This window comes from Martelella mediterranea (assembly GCF_021021415.1).
GTDB lineage: Bacteria > Pseudomonadota > Alphaproteobacteria > Rhizobiales > Rhizobiaceae > Martelella > Martelella mediterranea_C.
Genome location: NZ_JAINWJ010000009.1, coordinates 106,573 through 123,893 on the forward strand (window position 1 = coordinate 106,573; position 17,321 = coordinate 123,893).

Here is a 17,321-nt window from a genome sequence, read left to right on the forward strand (position 1 = left end):
TGCCGGATTTTGCCTTCAAACGCAACGGTCGCCCGCCGCTGAGTGGCACCATAATGCACAGTCAAACTTCAAGAAAGCGTTAACTCTTTCTTTCCGCCCCGCTGGCGGCAACCCGGCAAGAGCGCGCAGCCCTCAGAGATTGCGGCCGATGGCGAGGAATTTCTGGCGGCGCATATTGCGGATTTCCTCGGAAGACTTGCCTTCAAACTCCGCCAGCCCCTCGGCGATCTGGTCACCCGAAGCATCGATCACGGTGTCGGCATGGCGATGCGCGCCGCCGACCGGCTCTGGGATGATCTCCTCGACGATGCCGAACCCCTTCAGATCCTGCGCGGTGATCTTCATGTTGGTGGCCGCTTCCTTGGCCCGGGCGGAATCGCGCCACAGGATCGAGGCCGCGCCTTCCGGTGAAATCACCGAATAGATCGCGTGCTCCAGCATATAGACCCGGTTGGCCGCCGCAATCGCGATCGCGCCGCCCGACATGCCCTCGCCGATCACCAGCGTGATCATCGGCACGCCGAGCCTCAGACACATCTGGGTCGAGCGCGCGATCGCCTCGGCCTGACCGCGCTCTTCGGCGCCGACGCCCGGATAGGCGCCCTGCGTGTCGACGATCGAGATCACCGGCAGGTTGAAGCGGTCGGCAAGCTCCATCAGGCGGATCGCCTTGCGGTAGCCTTCCGGCCGGGGCATGCCGAAATTGTGCTTCAGCCGGCTCTTGGTGTCGTGGCCCTTTTCCTCGCCGATGACGGCGACCGGGCGTCCGCGGAACCGGGCAAGGCCCGCCTGGATCGCCGCGTCCTCGCCGAAATTGCGGTCGCCGGCGATCGTGGTGAACTCGGTGAACAACCGCTTTGCGTAGTCGAGAAAGTGCGGGCGCTGGGGGTGGCGGGCAACTTGCGCCTTCTGCCATGGCGAAAGCTTGCCGTAGATGTCGGTCATCGCTTCGCTGACGCGGGTTTCCAGACGCGCGATCTCTTCCGACGTGTCGATGCTCTCGCCGTCGTCGGCCAGTTTCTTCAGCTCGATAATCTTGGCCTCCAGGTCGGAGATCGGCCTTTCGAAATCGAGATAGCTGTACATTGTCGCAATTTCCCTGGGTTTTCCGCCGCGCCCGGAACCGCGTTCTCGGGCTTCCACTTACAATATTGTGCCGCTTAATCCCGTTTTTTGGCCTCTTTTGCAAGGGGGTGATGCATTTCCACCAGTTCCCGGAGCCTTTCTTCCAGCACATGGGTGTAGATTTGGGTGGTCGAGATATCGGCATGGCCGAGCATTTCCTGCACCGCGCGCAGGTCCGCGCCGTTCTGCAGCAGGTGGCTGGCGAAGGCATGGCGCAGCACATGCGGCGAGATCGCGGTGGTCCTAAGCCCCGCCCGCGCAGCCAAGCCTTTCAGGTCGCGCGCGAAGACCTGGCGCGACAAATGCCCGGCAGCGCCTCTCGAGGCGAACAGATAGGGGTTCTCGTCGTCGCCCGCTGCCTTCTGCCGCTCGGCATCGAAGGCGACAAGCGCCTCCAGCGCGCGGCGCGACAGCGGCACGGCGCGCTCCTTGTTGCCCTTGCCGCGCACCGTCAGAAACCGCTCCCTCTTCTTCATCACGCTCGCCGGCAGCGTCACCAGTTCGGAAACCCGCATGCCGCTGGCATAAAGCGTTTCCAAAAGCGCGCTCATGCGCAGCTTTTCAAAATGCTGTGGACCGGGGGCGCTGGCCTCCGCCGCCGCCTGGTCCAGCAGCCGGTCGACATCGGCGACCGATAGGGTTTTCGGCAGCGGCCGCGCCTTTTTCGGCGCATCGATGACGCCGGTCGGATCGTCGCCGCGCAGACCTTCCGCATAGAGAAACTGATAGAACTGCTTCAGCGCCGAAAGCCGCCTTGCCTGGGAACTGGCCGCAAAGCCGCGTTTTGCAAGGTCCGCGAGATAGGCCGAAACATCGCCGGAAGCCGCGTCATCGACCGCAATCCCGCGGTCGATCATGAAATCGCGATAGTCGTCGAGATCGCGCTGATAGGCGGCAAGCGTATTGACGGCCGCCCCCCGCTCCGCGCTCAGCATTTCGATGAACGCCTCGATATGGGCGCCGGAAAGATCCAATGCGGTTAACTCCCTGTTGTCCGAAACCGGAATTCGGCGCCCTTCGCCTTGACGCCATCACGGCATTTGCCGATACGTGGCAGGACAAGAATGGGCACGCTATGAACGTAAAACAAGATACCGGCGGCGCGGGACTGCGGCAAAAGGCGATTGCCGGCCTTGCCGGGCGCAATCTGATCCTGGTCGGCCTGATGGGCGCCGGCAAGAGCGCGATCGGCAAGCTCGTCGCCGCCCAGCTCGGCCTGCCCTATATCGACACCGACCACGAAATCGAATCCGCCGCCCAGATGTCGATCGCCGATATTTTTGCGGCCTATGGCGAGCCGGAATTCCGCGCGCTCGAAACAAGGGTGATCGAGCGCGTGCTGGCGGAGGGGCCGGCGATCGTCTCCACCGGGGGCGGCGCGTTCATCAACCCGGTGAACCGCGAACTGATCGCCCGTTCCGGCCTGTCGCTGTGGCTGAAGGCCGACCTCGAGACATTGTGGGACCGGGTCAAGCGCCGCCAGACCCGCCCGCTTTTGAAAACCGAGAACCCGAAGCAGACGCTCAAGGATTTGATGGACAAGCGCTATCCGGTCTATGGAGAAGCCGATATCACCGTCCACTCCCGCAATGTCCGAAAGGAAGCTGTGATGCGCGATGTGCTGAAGGCGCTCGCCGCCGTTGATGAAGGAAAATATTCCCATGACTGAAAGCGTATCCGACAAGCGGATCGTCCGCGTCGATCTCGCAGACCGCAGCTATGACATCCTGATCGGCCCGGACCTTCTGACCAGCGCCGGCGGCGAGACGCTCGCGCGGCTTGACTGCCGCAAGGTCGCGATCGTCTCCGACGTCAATGTCGCGCCGCTCTACCTCGATACGCTCGTCGAAAGCCTGCAGACCGACGGCATCGAGACCTTTTCGATGACGCTTGCGGCCGGCGAGAAGACCAAGAGCTTCGACAACCTCACCGCCGTGGTCGACTTCATCCTTGAGGCCCGGATCGAGCGCTCCGACGCGGTGATCGCGCTTGGCGGCGGCGTGATCGGCGACCTCACCGGCTTTGCCGCCGCCATCGCCCGGCGCGGCGTGCGCTTCATCCAGGTGCCGACCTCGCTGCTGGCCCAGGTCGACAGTTCCGTCGGCGGCAAGACCGGCATCAATTCGCGCCACGGCAAGAACCTGATCGGCGCCTTCCACCAGCCCGATCTGGTGCTGGCCGACACCGCCGTGCTCGATACGCTGAGCCCGCGCGAATTTGCCGCGGGCTATGCCGAAGTCGTCAAATACGGGCTGATCGACCAGCCGGACTTCTTCCACTGGCTGGAAAAGCACCGCGAGGCTGTGTTTGCCGGCGGTGGTGCCCGGATCGAGGCGATCGCGCAAAGCTGCGCGGCCAAGGCCGCCGTCGTTGCCGCCGACGAGCGCGAAAACGGCCGGCGCGCGCTGCTGAACCTCGGCCACACCTTCGGCCACGCGCTGGAAAAGGCCACCGGTTACGACAGCGCCCGGCTGGTCCACGGCGAGGGCGTGGCGATCGGCATGGTGCTGGCGCACGAGTTTTCCGCGCGCATGAACCTCGCAAGCCCGGACGACGCCAAGCGCGTGGCGGCGCATCTGAAGGAAGCGGGCCTGCCGACATCGCTCGCCGATATTGACGGGGACCTGCCCCCGCCTGATATAATGCTGGATGCCATCGGCCAGGACAAAAAGGTGAAGGGCGGCAAGCTGACCTTCATTCTCACCCGCGGCATCGGAGAAGCCTTCATCGCAGATGACGTGCCGCCCTCCGAGGTTCTGGCGTTTCTGACGGAAAAACATCCGCAATGACCACAGGCGATATTTCGCAATTCTTCTCCGACTACGGCCTCACCATGGCGATCATTTTCGCCCTGATCGTCGTCTCGGCCTTTTTCTCCGGTTCGGAAACGGCGCTGACCGCCGTCTCGCGGGCGCGCATGCACACGCTCGAGCAGCAGGGCGACCGCCGCGCCGGCTTCGTCAACGCCATGATCGCCCGGCGCGACCGTCTGATCGGCGCGCTTCTGATCGGCAACAACCTCGTCAACATTCTGGCCTCGTCGCTGACGACCACGCTGTTCCTGAGCATTTTCGGCGACAGTGGGGTGGCCTATGCGACGCTGATCATGACGACGCTTCTGGTGATCTTCGCCGAAGTGCTGCCGAAAAGCTGGGCGATCTCGGCCACCGACCGGTTCGCGCTTGTGGTGTCGCCCTTCGTTCGGCTGTTCGTTCTGGTGGTCGGCCCGCTTTCGAGCCTCGTCAACATCGTGGTGCGCGGCATCCTGCGCGTCTTCGGCGTGACGCTGACCAAGGGCACGGAAATGCTGACCGCGCATGAGGAGCTGCGCGGCGCGGTCGATCTGCTCCACCGTGAGGGCTCGGTGATCAAGGCCGACCGCGACCGCCTCGGCGGCGTGCTCGATCTCGGCGAGCTCGAAGTCTCCGACGTGATGATCCACCGCACCGCCATGCGCGCGGTCAATGCCGATGACGCGCCGGAACAGGCCGTCAAGACCGTACTCGAAAGCCCCTATACACGGCTTCCGGTGTGGCGCGGCTCGATCGACAACATCATCGGCGTCATCCATTCGAAGGATCTTTCGCGTGCGCTCGCCGAACCGCATGCAGCGCCATCGACCATCGACATCGTCAAGGTCTCGCAAAAGCCCTGGTTCGTGCCCGACAGCACCAATCTGAAGGACCAGCTCAACGCGTTTCTGCGCCGCAAGGTGCATATCGCGGTGGTGGTCGACGAATATGGCGAGGTGCAGGGCATCGTCACGCTGGAGGATATTCTGGAGGAAATCGTGGGCGATATCGCCGACGAGCACGATCTGGAAATCTCGGGCGTGCAGCAGGAGGCCGACGGCTCGATCGTGGTCGACGGCACGGTCCCGATCCGCGACCTCAACCGCGCGCTCGACTGGAACCTGCCCGACGAGGAAGCGACCACCATTGCCGGCCTCGTCATCCACGAAAGCCAGACCATCCCCGAGGAGCGCCAGTCCTTCACCTTCTACGGCAAGCGCTTCATCGTGATGAAACGCGAAAAGAACCGCATCACCAAACTGCGCATCCGCCCGCTCGGCGCCGCAGCCACCGCCACGCCGCCGGCGGAGTGATGGGGCGAAACGGGCATTGGGTATGAGGCGCTGGCCGGCGAACTGCCTGCCTTTGAACGAAAAACGCCGAATCACGAGGCTTCCCCCCACCTGAGGCCCCACCGTTCCCAATCTCCCCCCTTGAGGGGGAGATGTCGCGAAAGCGACAGAGAGGGGTATCGGGCATAAGCCGCAGACGCCGTGCTCTCAGAATAGGGTTCCCCCCTCTCTGCCCCTGTCGGGGCATCTCTCCCTCAAGGGGAGAGATTGTGGGCTGCCCTGCTCTTCGCACGACACACTCCGCCAAAGCGGCAACCGCAAAACGACCATCCACAACAAGCAAAAGGCCGGCATCGCTGCCGGCCCTTTCGATTTCCGTTGTGCCCTGAAAATCAGAGCGTGCGTGTGACGTGCTCGACGCGGAAGGCTTCGATGACGTCGCCGGCGCGGATGTCTTCGTAGTTCTCGAAGGCCATGCCGCATTCCTGGCCGACCGGCACTTCGGAGACTTCGTCCTTGAACCGCTTCAGCGTCTTCAGCTTGCCCTCATGGATGACCACATTGTCGCGGACAAGGCGGACGCCGGCGCCGCGCTCCATGCGGCCTTCGGTGACGCGGCAACCCGCGACCTTGCCGACCTTCGAAATGTTGAAGACCTCGAGGATCTCCGCATTGCCGAGGAAGGTCTCGCGCCGTTCCGGCGACAGAAGACCCGACATCGCCGACTTCACGTCATCCACCAGATCGTAGATGATGTTGTAGTAGCGGATCTCGATGCCTTCCTGCTCGGCAAGCCGGCGAGCCTGCGCGTTGGCGCGGACATTGAAGCCGATGATCGCCGCATTGGAGGCTTCCGCAAGGGAGATATCCGACTCGGTGATGCCGCCTGCCGCCGCATGGACGATCCGGGCGCGCACTTCGTCGGTCCCGAGCTTTTCGAGCGCCGCAGCGATCGCCTCGACCGAGCCCTGCACGTCGCCCTTGATCAGCAGCGGGAATTCCTTCAGCCCGGTATCCTGCAACTGGCTCATCATCTGTTCGAGCGAGCCGCGCGAACCCGACTGGCGGGCCGCCGCCTTGTCGCGGGCGAGCCGCTGGCGGTATTCGGAAACCTCGCGGGCCTTGCCTTCGTTTTCAACGACGGCGAAGCGATCGCCGGCAGCGGGCGTGCCGCTGAGGCCGAGGATCTCGACCGGCATCGACGGTCCGGCTTCCTTCACATGTTCGCCGCGATCGTTGACGAGCGCGCGCACGCGCCCCCACTGATCGCCGGCAACCACGATCTGGCCGGGCTTCAGCGTGCCCTTCTGCACCAGAACGGTCGCGACCGAACCACGGCCACGGTCGAGCTGGGCCTCGATCACGACGCCCTCGGCGGTGCGGTCGGCATTGGCCTTGAGGTCGAGAAGTTCGGCCTGCAGCAGGATCGCTTCCAGCAGCTTGTCGAGGTTCTTGCCGGTCTTGGCGGAGACCTCGACTTCCAGCGTTTCACCGCCCATGGTTTCGACGAACACTTCGTGCTGAAGCAGTTCGGTGCGCACCTTCTGGGCATCGGCGGCGGGCTTGTCGATCTTGTTGATGGCAACAATGATCGGCACGCCGGCAGCCTTGGCGTGATTGATCGATTCGATCGTCTGCGGCATGACGCTGTCGTCCGCCGCCACCACGAGAATGGCGATGTCGGTCACCTCCGCGCCGCGGGCGCGCATCGCCGTAAAGGCGGCGTGGCCGGGCGTGTCGATGAAGGTGATCTTCTGACCGTCCTGCTCGACCTGATAGGCGCCGATATGCTGGGTGATGCCGCCGGCTTCGCCGGAGACCACATTGGCATGGCGGATGGCATCGAGCAGCGAGGTCTTGCCGTGGTCGACGTGGCCCATGATGGTCACGACCGGGGCGCGCGGCTCCAGATCGCCCTCGTCATCCTTGACGTCGAAAATGCCTTCTTCCACGTCCGATTCGGCAACACGCTTGACGGTGTGGCCGAATTCGGTGGCGATCAGCTCGGCGAGATCGGCATCGATCACGTCGCCGGGCTTCATCATCTGCCCTTCCTTCATCAGGTACTTGATCACATCGACCGAGCGTTCGGACATGCGCTGCGACAGTTCCTGAATGGTGATGGTTTCCGGCAGAATGACCTCGCGCAGAACCTTTTCACGCGGTTCCTGCGAATGGGCGCGACGCATCTTTTCCTGGCGCCGGCGCATCGCCGAAAGCGAACGGCCGCGCTGGCTGCCGCCCTCGTCGTCGCCGGTAACCGCGGTTACGGTCAGCTTGCCGCGACGGCGCTCGCCGGTGCCCTTCGGGCGCGATGCGGGCTTCGGCGCGGTATCGGGGCGCAGCGCCTTGCCGCGCGCCGGGCCGCCTTCGCTCTCGCCTTCGCGACGGGGCTTGCGACCGCGCGCCGCGTCATCATCATCTTCGGTCGTGCGCGCGGCGGGGCGCGGACGCTGCGCGGTCCGGCTCGGCTTGGCGTCTTCGCCCGGCGGCAGATCGGGCACAACCGGCGCTTCGGCCTCGGCCGGCGTTTCCTCGGCGGCGGGCGCCGGCTCCGCGGCGCGGGCCTTGGCCTCTTCGGCTTCGCGCTTGGCCTTTTCCTCGGCCTCGCGCTTTGCCTTTTCCTCGGCAATGCGGGCCTCTTCGGCTTCGCGCTTGCGGCGTTCGGCGTCCTCGGCCTCGCGCTGCTGGGCCATTACCAGCGCGCGGCGGCGGGCATCCATCTCACCCTGGGAAAGATCGTGCAGCACATTGCCGCGCTGGCGGTTCTGGCCGCCACGGTCAGCGTTACCGCGATCCGGCTGGCCGCCGCGCTGGCGGTTCTGCGCACCCGGCCGCGAGGGCTGGCCCTTCGGCTGGTGCGTCGGCCGGTCGTCATTGCGGCGGGTCTCGCTAACGCGCGGCTGGCCGCTCGGAGAGGTCGGCCCGCGCGATGTCGAGGCTGCATTTGAAGTGTCTTCGCCGGGCTTGTGGATCCGGCGTTTGCGTGTTTCCACCACGACCGCCTTGCTGCGACCGCGGCCCATATCCTGGCGCACGGTGCCCTGGCTCACACCCGACGGCTTAAGCTTAAGCGTCTTCTTGCCTTCATTGTCGAGTGTCTTGTCGTCTTTACTGTCCGTCATTCGGTTCCCGTTCCTTGGCGCGGGAACCGCCTCCGATCGGAGACAGTATGCCCGCCCTAAAAATTCATATTCTGGCGTCCGGCCAACTTCCGTGACGTCGTCATGTGTTCGTCATCGCGGCTTTTCCTTCGGTTCGGGCATCTGCCCGGTACCTTTGAAGTATCATTGCGCGCTTCACTACACCCTCACCGGCCTTTCCCGCAAGCACTGCGGCGTGTTTAAACGCATTCTCATGCAAAAGAGTGCCGATTTCGTCCGCATTGAAGGGTCTGAGCGCCGGCACCGGCGCATCGGCCTCGCTTTGATGCATGAAGGCCGTGCGGGCCTGGTCCAGCTTGCGAACGCCATCGGGGGCGGCATCGGCGGAATGAAAAACGGCGATCGCCGCGCCGCTTCTGATCGCAAGATCGACCTTGGCCGAGCCCGTCACGAATTCCCCCGCCTTGATCGCCATGTTGATCATACCCGCCAACTGGCGCGCCATCAACATGTCAACCATCGCGCCGAGATCGTCGGCGGCCTGAACCTTCTGTTTCAGCGCCCGGGAAAACATGCCCTTGGCGGCCGCCTTGTCGACGGCCCAGCGCTCCGCAACGACCCAGCAGCCGCGGCCGGGAAGCGCGCGCTTCAGGTCCGGCACAACCTGCCCGTCGGGGCCGGCGACAAACCGGATGAGCTCATCCGGATCGCCGGCCTTGCGGGTCACGATGCAGGTGCGCTCGCTCATCGCCTCAGCCTCGGCCGCTTTGCGGGGCGAGGTCACGACTTCGAGAATACGCCGCTCAGATCATCATCCGCAGGCTCCTCGGCCCCCTCGGCCTCGCCCTCGCCTTCCTCTTCTTCCGGAAGGTCGGCGGCGAGGTCTTCCTCGGTGATCCAGCCGATGGCCAGACGCGCCTGCATGATCATGTTTTCCGCCTCGACGCGCGACAGCGCGAAGGACGACAGCGTACCATCGAAACGCTTGGTCTGGCCGTTCTGACGCTCGGTCCAGCCGATCAGATCGTCGGCGGCGCAACCGGCAAAGTCTTCCATCGTCTTGATGTCGTCCTCGCCGAGCGCCACCATCATCGCCAGCGTCATACCGTCGATCTGACGCAGATCGTCGGAAACGCCGAGTTCGCGGCGCTTCTCGTCAAGCTCGGCCTCGAGGCGTTCCAGATGCTCGCGGGCGCGCATCTGGATTTCCTGCGCGGTTTCCTCGTCGAAGCCCTCGATCGAGGAAATTTCGTCGAGATCGACATAGGCCAGTTCCTCGATGGCCGCGAAGCCTTCCGAGGCCAGCACCTGACCGACCATCTCGTCGACGTCGAGCGCATCCATGAACAGCTGCGAACGCTCGTTGAATTCTTTCTGGCGGCGCTCCGATTCCTCGTTCTCCGTCATGATGTCGATGTCCCAGCCGGTGAGCTGCGAGGCGAGACGGACATTCTGGCCGCGACGGCCGATCGCCAGCGAAAGCTGGTCGTCCGGCACCACGACGTCGATGCGCTCGGCATCCTCGTCCAGGACCACCTTGGCGACTTCGGCCGGCTGCAGCGCGTTGACGATGAAGGAGGCCGGGTCTTCCGACCACGGAATGATGTCGATCTTCTCGCCCTGAAGCTCGCCGACGACGGCTTGGACGCGGCTACCGCGCATGCCGACGCAGGCGCCGACCGGATCAATCGACGAATCAGAGGAGATCACGGCGATCTTGGCGCGCGAGCCGGGGTCGCGGGCGACCGACTTGATGGTGATGATGCCGTCGTAGATTTCCGGCACTTCCATGGCAAACAGCTTGACCATGAACTGCGGATGGGTGCGCGACAGGAAAATCTGCGGACCGCGCTGCTCGCGGCGCACATCATAGACATAGGCGCGAATGCGGTCGCCATAGCGCGGCACTTCGCGCGGGATCATTTCGTCGCGACGGATGATCGCCTCGCCGCGGCCGAGATCAACGATGACATTGCCGTACTCGACACGCTTGACCGTGCCGTTGACGATCTCGCCGATGCGATCCTTGTATTCATCGAACTGGCGATCGCGCTCGGCTTCCCGCACCTTCTGCACGATAACCTGCTTGGCCGACTGGGCGGCGATGCGGCCGAAATCCATCGGCGGCAGCGGATCGGCGATGAAATCGCCGAGCTTGGCTTCCGGGTTGCGGTCCAACGCCAGCGCCAGCGGGATCTGGGTGCTGTAATCCTCGGCTTCCTCGACCACTTCCAGCAGGCGCTGCAGGTGGATTTCGCCGGTCTTCGGATTGATGTCGGCGCGGATATTGGTTTCCGACCCGTAGCGCGACTTGGCCGCCTTCTGGATGGCGTCAGCCATGGCGGTCAGGACGATCTCGCGATCGATCGATTTTTCCCGCGCCACCGCGTCGGCGATCTGCAACAGTTCCAGCCGGTTCGCACTTACTGCCATGTTCCTGTCTCCATTCTTGTCTGCGAGCCTCAAGGCTTCGCGAAATTATCGTCACGCCCGCGCGTTAGAAGCAGCGGTCAAGCGGTGTTCAATTCTCTTCGGTGTCTTCCGCGCCGTTGTCTTCGACACCATTGTCTTCGTCGTTTTCGTTGGCGGCCTTTTCCTTGGCCAGCTTGTCGGCCTTCAGCGCATCGCGGATCAGTTCGTCCGTCAGGATCAGCTTGGCATCGGAAAGCGCCGAAAACGGGATCGTCACTTCATTCGGCTCGCCATAGGCCACGCCGTCGCGAAGAATCGTAAAGCCGTCATTGTCGGCCTCGACGATGCGGCCGCGAAAGCGCTTGCGCTCACCGATCAGCACCGAGGTCTCGCATTTCAGCAGATGCCCCTTCCAGCGGTAGAAATCGGACTTGCGCACCATCGGCCGGTCGATGCCGGGCGAGGAGATTTCCAGGTGATAGGCGCGGTCGATCGGGTCTTCGACGTCGAGCACCGGCGAGACCGCCTTGGACACTTCCTCGCAGTCCTCCACCGTCATCGTGCCGTCGAAACGCTCGGCCATGATCTGCAGCGTCAGCCCGTTCTGGCCGGAGAGATTGACCCGCACCAGCTTGAAACCGATATCCTCCAAAACGGGTTCGAGCATGTCGGCAATCCGCTTCTCGACGCCGGTTTCGATAATCAGCCGTTCTTCTCTCACCTTGTCAGCCATGTTCCTCAAATCTGTCCCATCAGGCTCCCGGCGCCTGGCGGCCGCGCCAAACAAAAAAGAGCGGGTCCGTGCGGCCCCACTCTTCATCTGACGATCAAGAATTTGAGCCCTAGATAACCCCACGAAGGGAAAATTGCAAGTTTTATCGCGGCCCGGGCATGGAACAGACCTCGGGGGATATAGGCAACCGCCTGATTTCGGTCCTATACTTGTGGTTCGGGAGAAGCCGAAGCGAACGCAGCATCGCATCCGCCGATCGCGCTGCGCGCAAACAACAAAATGCCCGGAGGAACGACAATCCATGAACAAGGCGACACCCTCGCTTTTTGCCCTGTTTGCGCATACCACCTTCCGCAATATCTGGTTTGCCTCGATCGCCTCCAATCTCGGCACCAACATCCAGAATGTCGGCGCTGCCTGGATGATGACCTCGATCTCGAATTCGGAAAGCATGGTGGCGCTGGTTCAGGCCTCGACCACGCTGCCGGTGATGCTGTTCGCGCTCGTCGCCGGCGCGATTGCCGACAGTTTCGACCGCCGACGGGTGATTCTCGCCGCCCAGGGCTTCATGTTCGCCGTCTCCGTAGCGCTGGCGCTTGCCGCGATTGCCGGCGTGATCACGCCGTGGATGCTGTTGGCCTTCACCTTTCTCATCGGCAGCGGCAATGCGCTCAACAACCCGTCCTGGCAGGCCGCCGTCGGCGATATGGTGCCGCGTTCCGACGTGCCCGGGGCGGTCACGGTCAATTCCGTGGGCTTCAACATTACCCGCAGCGTCGGCCCGGCCGTCGGCGGCACCATCGTCGCCATCGGCGGTGCGGCAGCGGCATTTGTTGTGAACGCGCTGAGCTATCTCGGCCTGCTGACGGTGGTTTTCCGCTGGAAATTTGTGCCTCCGGAAAACCCGCTGCCGCGCGAGAAGATGACCACCGCCATCGGCGCCGGGTTGCGCTACGTGTTCATGTCGCCCAATATCCTGAAGGTGCTGCTGCGCGCCTTCCTGTTCGGCCTTGCCACGGTGTCGGCGCTGGCGCTGCTGCCGCTGGTGGCGCGCGACGTGATCGACGGCGGGCCGCAGACATTCGGCATCATGCTCGGCGCGTTCGGCATTGGCGCGATCGGCGGCGCTTTCGCCAATGCAAGGCTGAGAGCCGCCCTTTCCAACGAAGCGATCATCCGCGCGGCCTTCCTGGTGTTCGGCGCGAGCGCGGTGGTCATGTCGCTTTCGACCTCGCTGATCATCGACTGTCTGGCGCTTTTCTTCGCCGGCGCTTGCTGGGTCATGGCGCTTTCGCTGTTCAACACGGTGGTGCAGCTGACGACGCCGCGCTGGGTGGTCGGCCGCGCCCTGTCGCTCTACCAGACCGCTGCCTTCGGCGGCATGGCGGGCGGAAGCTGGCTCTGGGGCTATGTCGCCGAAAACCTCACCATCACCCATGCCTTCCTGGCCGCGGCGGGCGTTGCGGCCTTCGGCGCGGCAGTCGGCTTCGTGTTCAAGATGCCGGCCTTCGAAAGCCTGAACCTCGATCCGCTCAACCGGTTCCGCACGCCGGAGCCCGCCCTTGGCCTCGTCGCCCGTTCCGGCCCGATCGTGGTCGAGACCCGCTTCGTGATCGCGGGCGAAGACACCCAGGAGTTCCTGCGCCTGATGGTAGAGCGCCGCCGCATCCGGCTGCGCGACGGCGCGCGCAAATGGGCGCTGATGCGCGATATCGAGGAGCCCGACGTCTGGTTCGAGACCTATCACGCGCCGACCTGGGTCGACTATGTGCGCCACAACCAGCGCCGCACCCAGGCCGATGCCGACAATCTCGACCGGCTGCGCGAACTGCATCAGGAAGACGGCATGCCGCGGGTCCGGCGCATGATCGAACGCCAGGCGATCCCGCCGCGCGACACGATCTTCAACCGCCCCTACGACGCGCATCATCACCATCATTGATGGGGGCGTTGGGGGCGGCCTTCTCCATCAGTGCCGTTCAGCTTTGGTTTGATCCGAAGACCCGGCAGCCCACAATCTCTCCCCTTGAGGGAGAGATGCCCCGACAGGGGCAGAGAGGGGTGAACCCTATCCGAGAATTCGGAGTTCGCGGCTTCTTCCCGATACCCCTCTCTGTCGCTTTCGCGACATCTCCCCCTCAAGGGGGGAGATTGACGGGGGGCTATGCGGTCAGGGTTGAGGCGATATCTACTGCAGAGTACGCCCCAATCGCCACGACTACCGCAGCAACTCGTTCTTCAGCGCCGGCGTCGGCCAGCAGGTCTGGTTGACGCGGTTTCTCGCCTGCCAGTCGCCGATGGAACGTCGGGTCTTGAAGCCGACGAGACCATCCGCGCCGCCGACGTCATAGCCCATGCCCTCGAGCTTGCGCTGCATGGCGGCGACATCGGAACGCAGCAGCGTGCCGGTGCGCTGCCAGGGCTGGACGAAAGCGCCCATGCCGTACTGGATGCGGTCGGCGAGATTGCCGACGAACAGGGCGTAAAGGTCGGAATTATTGTATTCCTTGAGCACGTAGAAATTCGGCGTGACGATGAATTCCGGCCCGTAGCGGCCCTGCGGCACGAGCATCATGCCGGGCTTGCGCAGTTCGTCTGCGGGAAACGCCTTGCCGTTGACGCGGGTGATGCCCTGCTTGGTCCAGGCCGAAATCGCCCGGGCATTGTCGGGCCCTTCCTGGGCGCAGGAGACATTGTCCGGTATCACCGCCTCATAGCCCCAGTCGCGCCCGCGTTCCCAGCCGTCGCTTGCCAGATGCTTGGCGATGGTGGCAAGCGAATCGGGCACGGAGTCCCAGACATCGATCACGCCGTCGCCGTCGAAATCGACGGCGTAGTTCATGAAATTGGAGGGCATCAGCTGCGGCTGGCCAAAAGCGCCGGCCCAGGAGGCCTTGCGCTTGTCGAGCGGGGCAGCGCCGCTCTGGATGATCTGCAGCGCCGCGATGAATTCGCGCTGGAACATCTGCTGGCGCGAGCCACTCATGAACGCCTTGGTGCCGAGCACCTGGAGAATATCGTATTTCTCCTCCGCCGCCCCATAGCCCATCTCGCGGCCCCAGATGGCGAGCACGATCCGCCCCGGCACGCCGTAGCGCGCCTCGATCCGGTCGAGCACCGGCTTGTACTGGTTGTAGAGCTGGCGGCCCTTGACGGCGAGGTAGTTCAGATTGTTCTCGCTGAAATAGGGACCGGGTTCGGAGAATTCCGGCTGGGTCTGTTTGCGCTGCGCCGGCGGTTTGGTGCCCGGTGGCACCAGGTCCGGCAGCGACCAGTTGATCGAAAGCCCCTGCGTTACCCGGTCATAGACCGATGCCGACACCCCGGAACGCAGCGCCGCCTGGCGCATGTCAGTCGCCAGCCATTGCGAGAACTGGCGATCGACGGTTCCCCTGTCATAGGCATTGGCGACGGTGGAGAGCCCAGCGCCGGCAAGGAAGGCGAGCGCGATCGCAAACACGGCGCAGAGGATGCGTACGGCCATAAACGGGCGTGATCTGGTCATTCCGGCTTCTCCTTTTCGCGCGGATTCTCGGGCATCAGGGTTACCGAATGATAAATCAACTATGGCCGCTTCAGGGCAATACGATGGCGTTTATGGCTCTCAGGCCCGTCCCGCCTCGACATCGGCGCCGAAATCGTTGGTCTGTTCATGGCCCGGCTTGATGAACCAGTAGATCAGCACCAGAACCCCGATCACGGTAATCCCGATAAGCTGCCACCAGCCGCTGCGATTGATGTCGTGAAGACGGCGCGCGCCGATGGCGATGGCTGGAATAAAGGTCGCCAGGTTCCACAGACCCTGCAAATAGCCCATCTTTCCGAACAGGAGTGAATCGACACCGCCGAGAACCGCGCTGATGATGATCGTCCACAGGATCCAGAACCAGAAGGCCCCGCGCGACGAACGGCCGCTGAAAAGCGCATAATTCTTGAAGGCAAGCTGCAGGGCCTCGACGAAACCGACTTCGCGGTGTTCGCGGCCGACAATTGAGTTTGATGATTCCGACATGATTGTCCCCTGTTGTCCCTCAAGCAGCCTACGCCCAGTGCGCGGGGAGTGCAATAACAGCCACCGACCTCCCAGCCTACGTTCTTTCCAAGCCCGCTGTCTTCCGGTAGTAGACGTCTGGCCGCGGGCTGACGCCGGGGCTTTCTTTCATCGCCGCCCGTTTCCTTCATTCATTCGAGATCGGCTGAAACTCATGACTATCGGTTGGATCGAGGCCGCCTTTCTGGGCCTGTTGCAGGGGCTGACGGAATTTCTTCCGATCTCCTCCAGCGCGCATCTGCGCATCGCCGGCGCATTTCTGCCATCCGGCGCGGACCCGGGTGCTGCCTTCACCGCCATCACCCAGATCGGCACCGAACTCGCCGTGCTGGTCTATTTCTGGGCCGATATCATGCGGATCGCCAAGGCCTGGCTCGGCCACAATCTCCGGCTCGGCAGCGGCTACGACAGGGCCGACGTGCGGATGGGCTGGCTGATCATCATCGGCTCGCTGCCGATCGTCATCCTGGGCCTTCTGTTCAAGGACGAGATCGAGACCTCGCTGCGCAATCTTTACATCACCGCCGCGATGCTGATCATCTTCGGCATCATCATGGGGATCGCCGACCGGATCGGCGCCAAGCGCGTCCGGCTGGAAAACCTGACATGGCGCGACGGCATTCTCTACGGCTTCGCCCAGGCGATGGCGCTGATACCGGGCGTCTCGCGCTCCGGCGGCACGATCAGCGCCGGTCTGCTGCTCGGCTACACCCGCGAGGCGGCGGCGCGCTATTCTTTTCTGCTGGCCGTGCCGGCCGTTTTCGGCTCCGGCTTCTACCAGCTCTTCAAGAGCATCGGCGAGGATAATCCGGTCGGCTGGGGGGCAACGGCGCTTGCCACCGCGATCGCCTTCTTCGTCGGCTACGCCGTGATCGTCTTCTTCCTGCGGCTGGTCTCGACCCGCAGCTACATGCCGTTCGTCTACTACCGGGTGGCGCTCGGCGCGGGCCTTCTGGTCCTGCTCGCGCTCGGCGTGATCAGTCCTGTTGGCTGACGGTCACCCATCATTAATCCTTCGGTGGTTAGATGGGCCGCAAACAATCACGTGATCGGGTCGTGTCGCGGCTTCTGGCCGGGCGTCGATCCATGACCTACGCGACGGAAGCCAGATGTCTACGCTCTATCACCACCCGATGTCCGCCGCCTCACGCTTCATTCGCCTGGTGATCGGCGAATATGCCTTCGAGGTCGACATGATCGAGGAGCGGCCATGGGAAAAACGCAAGGCCTTCCTGACGGCCAATCCCGCCGGCACGCTGCCGGTCTATGTCGATGACAATATGCGAGCGCTTTGTGGCCCGTTCGTGATCGCCGAATTCATGGACGAGACCCATGGCGTGCTCCAGCGCGAACGCCGGCTGCTGGCGGAAGAGCCGTTCCAGCGCGCCGAAATCCGCCGGCTCACCGAGTGGTTCCTGCTGAAGCTCGAACAGGACGTCACCCACCCGCTGTGCCGCGAGCGGGTCTACAAGCTGCAGATGAGCACCGAATATGGCGGCGGCGCGCCTGATTCGCGGGTGCTGCGGGCGGCCCGCGCCAATATCCGCCAGCATATGAAATATGTCGCCTGGCTTGCCGGCAGCCGGGGCTGGCTCGCCGGCAAGCGGATGAGCTATGCCGATCTTGCCGCCGGCGGCGCGATCTCCGCGCTCGATTATCTCGGCGAAATCAACTGGGACGAGACGCCCGCCGCCAAGGAATGGTACCAGCGGCTGAAATCGCGCCCCGCCTTCCGGGCGCTCCTCGCCGACCGGGTGCGCGGCGTGGTGCCGGTTTCTCACTACGCCGATCTGGATTTTTAGGCCGCAACAC

Annotated in this window: 14 protein-coding genes; 6 read left to right on the top strand and 8 right to left on the bottom strand. The window is 63.7% G+C overall.

What is annotated here, in order from left to right:
* Window positions 1–132 precede the first annotated feature (132 nt).
* Both K7H91_RS07260 and xerD read right to left on the bottom strand, forming a co-directional pair.
* The gene (locus K7H91_RS07260) at window positions 133–1,086 is read right to left on the bottom strand and encodes an acetyl-CoA carboxylase carboxyltransferase subunit alpha (protein WP_230719530.1); all 954 of its coding nucleotides are present in this window, start codon (window positions 1,084–1,086) and stop codon (window positions 133–135) included.
* A gap of 74 nt (window positions 1,087–1,160) precedes the next feature.
* Window positions 1,161–2,099: a site-specific tyrosine recombinase XerD gene (gene xerD / locus K7H91_RS07265; RefSeq protein ID WP_269066058.1), complete on the bottom strand. Its 939-nt coding sequence runs from the start codon at window positions 2,097–2,099 to the stop codon at window positions 1,161–1,163.
* Between the two features lie 101 nt (window positions 2,100–2,200).
* On the opposite strand from xerD, the gene K7H91_RS07270 reads away from it, so the two are divergent.
* Genes K7H91_RS07270 through K7H91_RS07280 form a run of 3 tightly spaced genes read left to right on the top strand, consistent with a single transcriptional unit; the run spans window position 2,201 to window position 5,230 of the window.
* Window positions 2,201–2,794, top strand: coding sequence for a shikimate kinase (locus tag K7H91_RS07270; protein ID WP_230719531.1), 594 nt, complete (start codon window positions 2,201–2,203; stop codon window positions 2,792–2,794).
* On the top strand, window positions 2,787–3,914 hold the full coding sequence (gene aroB, locus K7H91_RS07275; protein ID WP_230719532.1) for a 3-dehydroquinate synthase: 1,128 nt from the start codon (window positions 2,787–2,789) through the stop codon (window positions 3,912–3,914). The genes K7H91_RS07270 and aroB overlap by 8 nt, the downstream gene beginning before the upstream one ends.
* Window positions 3,911–5,230 carry an HlyC/CorC family transporter gene (locus K7H91_RS07280; protein ID WP_230719533.1) on the top strand — a complete coding sequence of 440 codons (1,320 nt, stop codon included), beginning with the start codon at window positions 3,911–3,913 and terminating at the stop codon, window positions 5,228–5,230. Before aroB ends, K7H91_RS07280 begins: the two co-directional genes overlap by 4 nt.
* Window positions 5,231–5,601: 371 nt before the next feature.
* Here K7H91_RS07280 and infB read toward each other — a convergent pair whose 3' ends face one another.
* From infB to rimP, 4 genes are all read right to left on the bottom strand, one after another.
* A complete protein-coding gene (gene infB / locus K7H91_RS07285; RefSeq protein ID WP_230719534.1) occupies window positions 5,602–8,334 on the bottom strand; it encodes a translation initiation factor IF-2 in 2,733 nt (910 codons plus the stop codon).
* Between the two features lie 100 nt (window positions 8,335–8,434).
* On the bottom strand, window positions 8,435–9,061 hold the full coding sequence (locus K7H91_RS07290; RefSeq protein WP_230719535.1) for an RNA-binding protein: 627 nt from the start codon (window positions 9,059–9,061) through the stop codon (window positions 8,435–8,437).
* A 32-nt stretch (window positions 9,062–9,093) separates the two neighbouring features.
* A complete protein-coding gene (gene nusA / locus K7H91_RS07295; protein WP_230719536.1) occupies window positions 9,094–10,746 on the bottom strand; it encodes a transcription termination factor NusA in 1,653 nt (550 codons plus the stop codon).
* An 88-nt stretch (window positions 10,747–10,834) separates the two neighbouring features.
* On the bottom strand, window positions 10,835–11,458 hold the full coding sequence (gene rimP, locus K7H91_RS07300) for a ribosome maturation factor RimP (RefSeq protein WP_230719537.1): 624 nt from the start codon (window positions 11,456–11,458) through the stop codon (window positions 10,835–10,837).
* A 301-nt stretch (window positions 11,459–11,759) separates the two neighbouring features.
* Between rimP and K7H91_RS07305 the strand changes: the two genes are divergently transcribed.
* Complete coding sequence (locus tag K7H91_RS07305) at window positions 11,760–13,400, top strand: MFS transporter (protein ID WP_230719538.1); 1,641 nt, start codon at window positions 11,760–11,762, stop codon at window positions 13,398–13,400.
* A gap of 276 nt (window positions 13,401–13,676) precedes the next feature.
* Here K7H91_RS07305 and K7H91_RS07310 read toward each other — a convergent pair whose 3' ends face one another.
* Window positions 13,677–14,963, bottom strand: a complete 1,287-nt coding sequence (locus K7H91_RS07310) for a lytic murein transglycosylase (RefSeq protein WP_230719539.1) — start codon at window positions 14,961–14,963, stop codon at window positions 13,677–13,679.
* A gap of 99 nt (window positions 14,964–15,062) precedes the next feature.
* A complete protein-coding gene (locus K7H91_RS07315) occupies window positions 15,063–15,470 on the bottom strand; it encodes a DUF805 domain-containing protein (RefSeq protein WP_230719540.1) in 408 nt (135 codons plus the stop codon).
* 193 nt (window positions 15,471–15,663) lie between these two features.
* On the opposite strand from K7H91_RS07315, the gene K7H91_RS07320 reads away from it, so the two are divergent.
* Together K7H91_RS07320 and K7H91_RS07325 are read left to right on the top strand one after the other, a co-directional pair.
* Window positions 15,664–16,503 (top strand): undecaprenyl-diphosphate phosphatase, encoded by an 840-nt coding sequence (locus K7H91_RS07320; protein WP_230719541.1) that lies wholly within the window; start codon window positions 15,664–15,666, stop codon window positions 16,501–16,503.
* Window positions 16,504–16,618: 115 nt separating this feature from the next.
* Window positions 16,619–17,311 carry a glutathione S-transferase family protein gene (locus K7H91_RS07325; protein ID WP_230719542.1) on the top strand — a complete coding sequence of 231 codons (693 nt, stop codon included), beginning with the start codon at window positions 16,619–16,621 and terminating at the stop codon, window positions 17,309–17,311.
* Window positions 17,312–17,321: the final 10 nt, after the last annotated feature.

What these genes read in the sequence shown, in the direction of transcription:
- aroB (WP_230719532.1), top strand. Translation starts at nt 2,787, where the DNA reads ATGACTGAAAGCGTATCCGACAAGCGGATCGTCCGCGTCGATCTCGCA.
- K7H91_RS07315 (WP_230719540.1), bottom strand. Translation starts at nt 15,470, where the DNA reads ATGTCGGAATCATCAAACTCAATTGTCGGCCGCGAACACCGCGAAGTC.
- K7H91_RS07325 (WP_230719542.1), top strand. Translation starts at nt 16,619, where the DNA reads ATGTCTACGCTCTATCACCACCCGATGTCCGCCGCCTCACGCTTCATT.
- K7H91_RS07320 (WP_230719541.1), top strand. Translation starts at nt 15,664, where the DNA reads ATGACTATCGGTTGGATCGAGGCCGCCTTTCTGGGCCTGTTGCAGGGG.
- K7H91_RS07280 (WP_230719533.1), top strand. Translation starts at nt 3,911, where the DNA reads ATGACCACAGGCGATATTTCGCAATTCTTCTCCGACTACGGCCTCACC.
- K7H91_RS07260 (WP_230719530.1), bottom strand. Translation starts at nt 1,086, where the DNA reads ATGTACAGCTATCTCGATTTCGAAAGGCCGATCTCCGACCTGGAGGCC.
- K7H91_RS07290 (WP_230719535.1), bottom strand. Translation starts at nt 9,061, where the DNA reads ATGAGCGAGCGCACCTGCATCGTGACCCGCAAGGCCGGCGATCCGGAT.
- rimP (WP_230719537.1), bottom strand. Translation starts at nt 11,458, where the DNA reads ATGGCTGACAAGGTGAGAGAAGAACGGCTGATTATCGAAACCGGCGTC.
- K7H91_RS07270 (WP_230719531.1), top strand. Translation starts at nt 2,201, where the DNA reads ATGAACGTAAAACAAGATACCGGCGGCGCGGGACTGCGGCAAAAGGCG.
- K7H91_RS07310 (WP_230719539.1), bottom strand. Translation starts at nt 14,963, where the DNA reads ATGACCAGATCACGCCCGTTTATGGCCGTACGCATCCTCTGCGCCGTG.
- infB (WP_230719534.1), bottom strand. Translation starts at nt 8,334, where the DNA reads ATGACGGACAGTAAAGACGACAAGACACTCGACAATGAAGGCAAGAAG.
- K7H91_RS07305 (WP_230719538.1), top strand. Translation starts at nt 11,760, where the DNA reads ATGAACAAGGCGACACCCTCGCTTTTTGCCCTGTTTGCGCATACCACC.
- nusA (WP_230719536.1), bottom strand. Translation starts at nt 10,746, where the DNA reads ATGGCAGTAAGTGCGAACCGGCTGGAACTGTTGCAGATCGCCGACGCG.